Genomic DNA, 5,226 nt, shown 5'->3' with positions numbered 1-5,226 from the left:
AAGAGAGGATATTAAAAATCAGTTTCCGGACGCTACCGAGGAACAGATTACAGCAATTTTAAACATCAACGGGGATGATGTAAAGGCATGGAAAGACAAAATTCCAAAGAAGGCTGATTTTGAGGAGCTAACAAGAAAGGCTGCGGAGTATGACAAACTTCAGGAGGCAGACCTTACCGATGCGGAAAAAATCCAAAAGGCTCTGCAGGATGCCGAGAGTGCAAAAACAGATTATGCGAAAAAGTCAAACAGACTGGATGCAGAAAAAATCCTTGTTGCTGCCGGGCTGACAGAGGAGGATTACAAGGACCTCATTGATGGTATAATTTCCGATGACGCCGAGAAAACAAAATCCATGGCAACTGGACTTGCAACCATGGTAACGAAGCAGAAAGAAGCTGCAATTCAAAAGACCAAAGAGGAGTTAATGGATGGTACTCCAGCTCCTAGCGGCGGTTCCGGTGGCGCGGAGGAAAAATCAGAGGATGTAAAATTTGCAGAAGAAGTAGCAGGTACGTTTTCTGCTTCAGAAGAAGCTTCAAAATCAGTTTTTGAAATCTATTAATGTGCGAGTAAAAGGAGGATAACATAATGAAATTTACACAGAAAGAATATGGAAGCCCTATTGAAATCTTGAAATTTAACGATTTTAAAGGAGAGGCCTGTATGGTTTCCGATTCTGGAGTCACTGCAGATAGCAATGGAAATAAAATTGTTAAGGCAGGCACCCCGCACCCGGCAAATGATGCAACTTGCAAGGGCATTTTGCTACACGATGTTGATGTCACCTATGGGGAGGCACCGGGAACCAGAATTTTTGAAGGTTCTATTGATAACAAGAAACTTGCAAAAAATAGCGTTACTGTTTCAGCGGAAGCAAAGTCTGCCCTGCCAAGAGTAACGTTTTTTGATTAAGACAAAGGAGGTCTAATACTATGGCATTACCATTAAAAGAAGCATTTACAGCAAGAGCGATCGGAGTTCTGTGGGATGCATATAAACAGACTATGGGTATCGCACCTTATTTGGGAAGCGGCTTTTTCCCGGCGTCCAAGTCTCCTACAATGGACCTGAAATGGTTTAAAGGATCTAAAGGACTGCCGGTTTCCCTGACACCATCCAATTTTGATGCGCTGGCTACCGTAAGGGATAGAATCGGATTCAAAGAAATGGAAACTGAAATGCCTTTCTTCCGCGAGTCCTATTTGGTAAAGGAAAAGGATGCCCAGGATTATGAGAATATGATGAATGCAGCGGACCCGGCTATTGCGCAGGGGCTGTTAAGACAGATTGCTCTGGGGCCGATGGATTTAATCCAGGGCGCCGATGTGGTTCCTGAGAGAATGATTTGGCAGTTGCTCTGTCCAGTGGATGGTTCACCTAAAATTGCAATTTCAGCGAATAATATGGATTATGATTACAACTACGACGTCGATGGTTCCTACAAGTCAAAGAACTTTATGGAATTGTTAGAAGGAAGTAAGTGGGACAACCCAGAAACATGCGATCCCTTTGAAGATTTAAGGGCGGCTAAAAAGTCTATGAAAAAGCGTGGTAAAAGTATAACTTTGGCAGTGATGAATGATAATACCTGGAACAAGCTTGTGAAGAGCAAAAAGGTACATGACTATATCATAGCGAAAGCATCCACTTCTCCCGTGTTTATCGAAGAATCTGATATCAGGAGATTCATCCGTGAAAGTGAGGATTTGAGGCTGGAGATTATGGTATATGATAAACTCTTTATAGATGACTCCGGTGCAGAAAAGACCTTTATTCCTGATGGTATGGTGGCGCTCCTCCCTGGAAAGACTGCTCTTGGCAGCACAAAATATGGCAAAACGCCGGAAGAAAGAAGCGGTGATGCAAGCATTGGCAATCTGTCCATTGTTAATACTGGTGTGGCTGTCTATACCTATACCACACCGCATCCAATCGTAACCCAGTGTATAGTGTCTGAAATCGTGCTTCCAACCTATGAGCGCATGGATGACACATTTGCTATCAAAGCATATTAAGGGGTTAGGCATGAAATTTGACCATACAGTAAAATATAAGGGTGAATATTATCCAGCGGGGACTGAAATCCCCGAACTGGATATGAATGTGACAGAAAGTGAGATGGAGCCCACTGACCTGAATATGAATGAACCCGGAGATGAGACGGAGATCACTGACCTGGATATGTGTAAAGCAGAAGTAGGTACAAAAACCTCGGATGCAGAGGATGGAATGACAGAAGATGTACCTAAAGAAGCTCCGCCAGAAAAGGCTCAGGCTAAACGCGGGAGAAAACCAGCAGCAGGCAAATAAAGGAGGTGTGAGGAGTGGATAAAGAAAGCATCATTGAAAATCTCATAATATATTTAGGAGAAAGTGACAAGAGGATTATCTCACTCCTTGTTGACTTGGCGTGTCAGAATGTTGTGAACCGGCGGTATCCTTTTGGGTATGCAGAAGAGCAGGAGCAGGCTGCAATTGCCCAGTATTCCAATGTGGTGTTTCGGGCTGTGGTATATGCTTATAATATGCAAGGAGCTGAGGGGCAAAGTTCTCACAGTGAGAATGGAGTAAGTCGGTCATATATAGAGGAGGATAAGCTATATACTGAGATTGTGCCGGTGTGTAAGGTGCTGTAAGGCTCCTCGTTGTGTTTTATGGCTATTGAATTATATAAGGCCAACATAATATCATTTATTGCATTTAATGCTAATATACAGTGCTATAAAGCGATATTTCATTTGTTTTTATAGATATATACCTACCTTTGTCGTATAATGACGATGGGAGGAGAGTATAATGCAATTTTATTCTATTTTAAATAATGATATAGTCTATAATTTGGTAGTACCTTTTATAATTGCTATCATAGGATGCGCCTTTGAAGCAAAGACAGTAAAGGACAGAACACAATGGATGATTGGTGTAAAATTATATTCTAATATGCGCTTTTTATCTCTTAGTGTTCTTACATCTGTAGGCTGTGGATACCTTTTTATGGGAATTAAATATTTGTTTATAAATAATATTATAGATATTTATATTTTTGCTTTATGTATATTAACTCTGATTATTTTTATATGTTTTATTTATATCACATTCCTTCGGTTCAAAATCGAGGTAAAGAATAAACAGAAACTATTGCAATTTATCTTTTTCATATCATTTATAATTAACAGTTGTCTAAGCAACAAAGGATATCCAGTTATTAATTTTCTAATAACGTTGGTAGCTCTAGTTGCCGAAACAGAGTTGTTTCGAAGATATCCTTATGAAATAGCCTACATAGAGCATAAGTATGCTGATTTATTTTTTGATGATAATAGTGTATTAAATGGGGTTGAAACATACAATATTAAAAAAAGTGGTAGCTGGATTATAATTAAAAATAATAAGGATGAGACTAGAATACCTATAGTTCATTTGAAAAAGATAGATTATTATGGACGTGAGTGTTTAATTAAAAAGGTAGGCGAAACGTATGTATATTTGCAGAATAGTAAGAGGGAGGGGTAGATGAGAAGTCTGGTAAAAAATAAACAGATATTCTTGTACGCTCAATACAACAACCGAATACCGATACTGGACTCCGACGGCTATGAAACCGGAGATTACGAGGCGGGCTATTTAGCACCCGTCTCTTTTTCTGCTAGTATTTCTGCGGGGCGCGGAGATGCACAGAATGAGGTTTTCGGGAAAGAGCTGGATTTCACCCGAACTATCTCAACCACAGACATGACTTGCCCCATCAATGAACATAGTCTCATTTGGATTGAGACAGAGCCGGTATTGAAACCAGATGGTACCGCAGAGCCGGACAGCGCCGACTATACAGTAGCGACAAAGCCAGCCAGGAGCCTAAACTCTATCATGATTGCCATTAAGTGGCGACAGAAGAACGGGGGAGTGTAGAATGGCAAAGAGACAGAAACCCGATATTGAGTTTAAATGCGAAAAATGCGGAAGTCCACAGCCGAAGAATGATGAGAAGTCGGATAACAACTTTGATGTATTTGACTGTAATCAGACCTGCGAGTGCGGCGGCAAGTTCTGTATGTATATAGATGGTTATAAGATTGGTTAGGTGGTGCCGATGGCTAAGAAAATAAGTTTCGGCTTATCCGCCCGAGAAATCAAGTCCGCCCAAAAGCAACTCCGTGACTACCAGAAAGAAATTACTCGCAAATGCGAAGAACTGGCTCACCGTCTTGCTGACGAAGGTGTGATTCTGGCAAAGGTTAAACTCACTCAGTTTCCCGCCATTGATTCTGGAGAACTTCTCAACAGCATTATGGATGAGCCGGGGGCAGTGCTGACCAATGGGGCGAGATGGATAATTTATACTGGATGTGATCATGCGGCTTACATTGAATTTGGATTTGGGCTTCGGGGTGAACAAAATCCTCACCCAGACCCATCCATATCAAATTGGAAGTACGATATTCACGGGCATGGCTCTGCGGGCTGGTGGTATTACAAAAATGGCGATTGGCATTGGTCCGGCGGGCAGCCATCTAAGCCCTTTATGTTTGAAACTGGCCGTGATTTACGCAATTTAGTTCCAAAGCTGGCGAAGGAGGTATTTGGCAGTGCTTGATGTATTTAATAGAATATTTACCACCGTAAAGAAAGCAATCTCCGAAAAATGCCCTAACGCCGGAACTTCCACCGATGGTAGCCCACCAGCCTTCCCCTACACCGGATTTAAGCAGTTGGAAAATTCTTCTACATCCGATGACCTGGAGAATAATGAAAATGCTGTGACCTCTACAATTGAGATTACAGCCTATTCTAACAAGAATCTCACTGAGGCCAAGAGTATTGCAGCACTGGCAGCAGATGCCATGAGAGAACTTGGATATAGGCGCACAGGGCCATTTACGCCGGGCAATGCGGCAGATACCAACATTTATCGGGTGATATACCGATACAGCCGGGTGATTGGAGCGGGAGAAGAGATATAAATATGCAGCGCAACCAAAGAGCTTAGCGGCTCTTTTTTTCGCGGCTTTTTAGTCAGAAAGGTTGGTGGTCCGATATCTCCCAGCTATGGGTTAAATAGTGTGGTAGTGAATTAAAATGTAGGCACCGGCTATGAAATGCCATAGTCGCTGACCGCAGATATTTAGCGGTAGATACAAATAAACCAAGAATACCGGTTGTGGATTTGGCACAGCCGCTGACCTGTAACAGCTACAGGTAGAAAGGATGATAAATTATGGCAGG

10 protein-coding genes are annotated in these 5,226 nt (G+C 41.9%); all 10 read left to right on the top strand.

Annotated features, from left to right (window positions below; genetic code table 11):
- On the top strand, positions 1 to 565 hold a 565-nt coding region (locus tag BUA56_RS23110), incomplete at its 5' end, for a hypothetical protein (RefSeq protein WP_072854931.1).
- A gap of 26 nt (positions 566 to 591) precedes the next feature.
- Positions 592 to 915 (top strand): hypothetical protein, encoded by a 324-nt coding sequence (locus BUA56_RS22195; protein ID WP_103710898.1) that lies wholly within the window; start codon positions 592 to 594, stop codon positions 913 to 915.
- Between the two features lie 20 nt (positions 916 to 935).
- Positions 936 to 2,018 carry a major capsid protein gene (locus BUA56_RS22190; protein ID WP_072854929.1) on the top strand — a complete coding sequence of 361 codons (1,083 nt, stop codon included), beginning with the start codon at positions 936 to 938 and terminating at the stop codon, positions 2,016 to 2,018.
- Positions 2,019 to 2,028: 10 nt separating this feature from the next.
- Positions 2,029 to 2,313 carry a hypothetical protein gene (locus tag BUA56_RS22185; RefSeq protein WP_072854928.1) on the top strand — a complete coding sequence of 95 codons (285 nt, stop codon included), beginning with the start codon at positions 2,029 to 2,031 and terminating at the stop codon, positions 2,311 to 2,313.
- A 14-nt stretch (positions 2,314 to 2,327) separates the two neighbouring features.
- A complete protein-coding gene (locus tag BUA56_RS22180; RefSeq protein WP_084068207.1) occupies positions 2,328 to 2,639 on the top strand; it encodes a hypothetical protein in 312 nt (103 codons plus the stop codon).
- Positions 2,640 to 2,799: 160 nt separating this feature from the next.
- On the top strand, positions 2,800 to 3,516 hold the full coding sequence (locus BUA56_RS22175) for a hypothetical protein (RefSeq protein WP_072854927.1): 717 nt from the start codon (positions 2,800 to 2,802) through the stop codon (positions 3,514 to 3,516).
- Positions 3,517 to 3,912: a hypothetical protein gene (locus BUA56_RS22170; RefSeq protein ID WP_072854926.1), complete on the top strand. Its 396-nt coding sequence runs from the start codon at positions 3,517 to 3,519 to the stop codon at positions 3,910 to 3,912. It begins immediately after the preceding gene.
- 1 nt (position 3,913) lies between these two features.
- Positions 3,914 to 4,084, top strand: coding sequence for a hypothetical protein (locus BUA56_RS23105; protein ID WP_158641032.1), 171 nt, complete (start codon positions 3,914 to 3,916; stop codon positions 4,082 to 4,084).
- Positions 4,085 to 4,093: 9 nt separating this feature from the next.
- Positions 4,094 to 4,597 carry an HK97 gp10 family phage protein gene (locus BUA56_RS22165; protein WP_072854925.1) on the top strand — a complete coding sequence of 168 codons (504 nt, stop codon included), beginning with the start codon at positions 4,094 to 4,096 and terminating at the stop codon, positions 4,595 to 4,597.
- Positions 4,590 to 4,964, top strand: a complete 375-nt coding sequence (locus BUA56_RS22160; RefSeq protein ID WP_072854924.1) for a hypothetical protein — start codon at positions 4,590 to 4,592, stop codon at positions 4,962 to 4,964. Before BUA56_RS22165 ends, BUA56_RS22160 begins: the two co-directional genes overlap by 8 nt.
- Positions 4,965 to 5,226 lie beyond the last annotated feature (262 nt).

It is taken from the genome of Lactonifactor longoviformis DSM 17459 (genome assembly GCF_900129135.1).
Classification (GTDB): domain Bacteria; phylum Bacillota; class Clostridia; order Lachnospirales; family Lachnospiraceae; genus Lactonifactor; species Lactonifactor longoviformis.
This window is presented reverse-complemented; position numbering and strand designations above follow the sequence as displayed.

What these genes read in the sequence shown, in the direction of transcription:
- BUA56_RS23105 (WP_158641032.1), top strand. Translation starts at nt 3,914, where the DNA reads ATGGCAAAGAGACAGAAACCCGATATTGAGTTTAAATGCGAAAAATGC.
- BUA56_RS22165 (WP_072854925.1), top strand. Translation starts at nt 4,094, where the DNA reads ATGGCTAAGAAAATAAGTTTCGGCTTATCCGCCCGAGAAATCAAGTCC.
- BUA56_RS22195 (WP_103710898.1), top strand. Translation starts at nt 592, where the DNA reads ATGAAATTTACACAGAAAGAATATGGAAGCCCTATTGAAATCTTGAAA.
- BUA56_RS22175 (WP_072854927.1), top strand. Translation starts at nt 2,800, where the DNA reads ATGCAATTTTATTCTATTTTAAATAATGATATAGTCTATAATTTGGTA.
- BUA56_RS22185 (WP_072854928.1), top strand. Translation starts at nt 2,029, where the DNA reads ATGAAATTTGACCATACAGTAAAATATAAGGGTGAATATTATCCAGCG.
- BUA56_RS22190 (WP_072854929.1), top strand. Translation starts at nt 936, where the DNA reads ATGGCATTACCATTAAAAGAAGCATTTACAGCAAGAGCGATCGGAGTT.
- BUA56_RS22170 (WP_072854926.1), top strand. Translation starts at nt 3,517, where the DNA reads ATGAGAAGTCTGGTAAAAAATAAACAGATATTCTTGTACGCTCAATAC.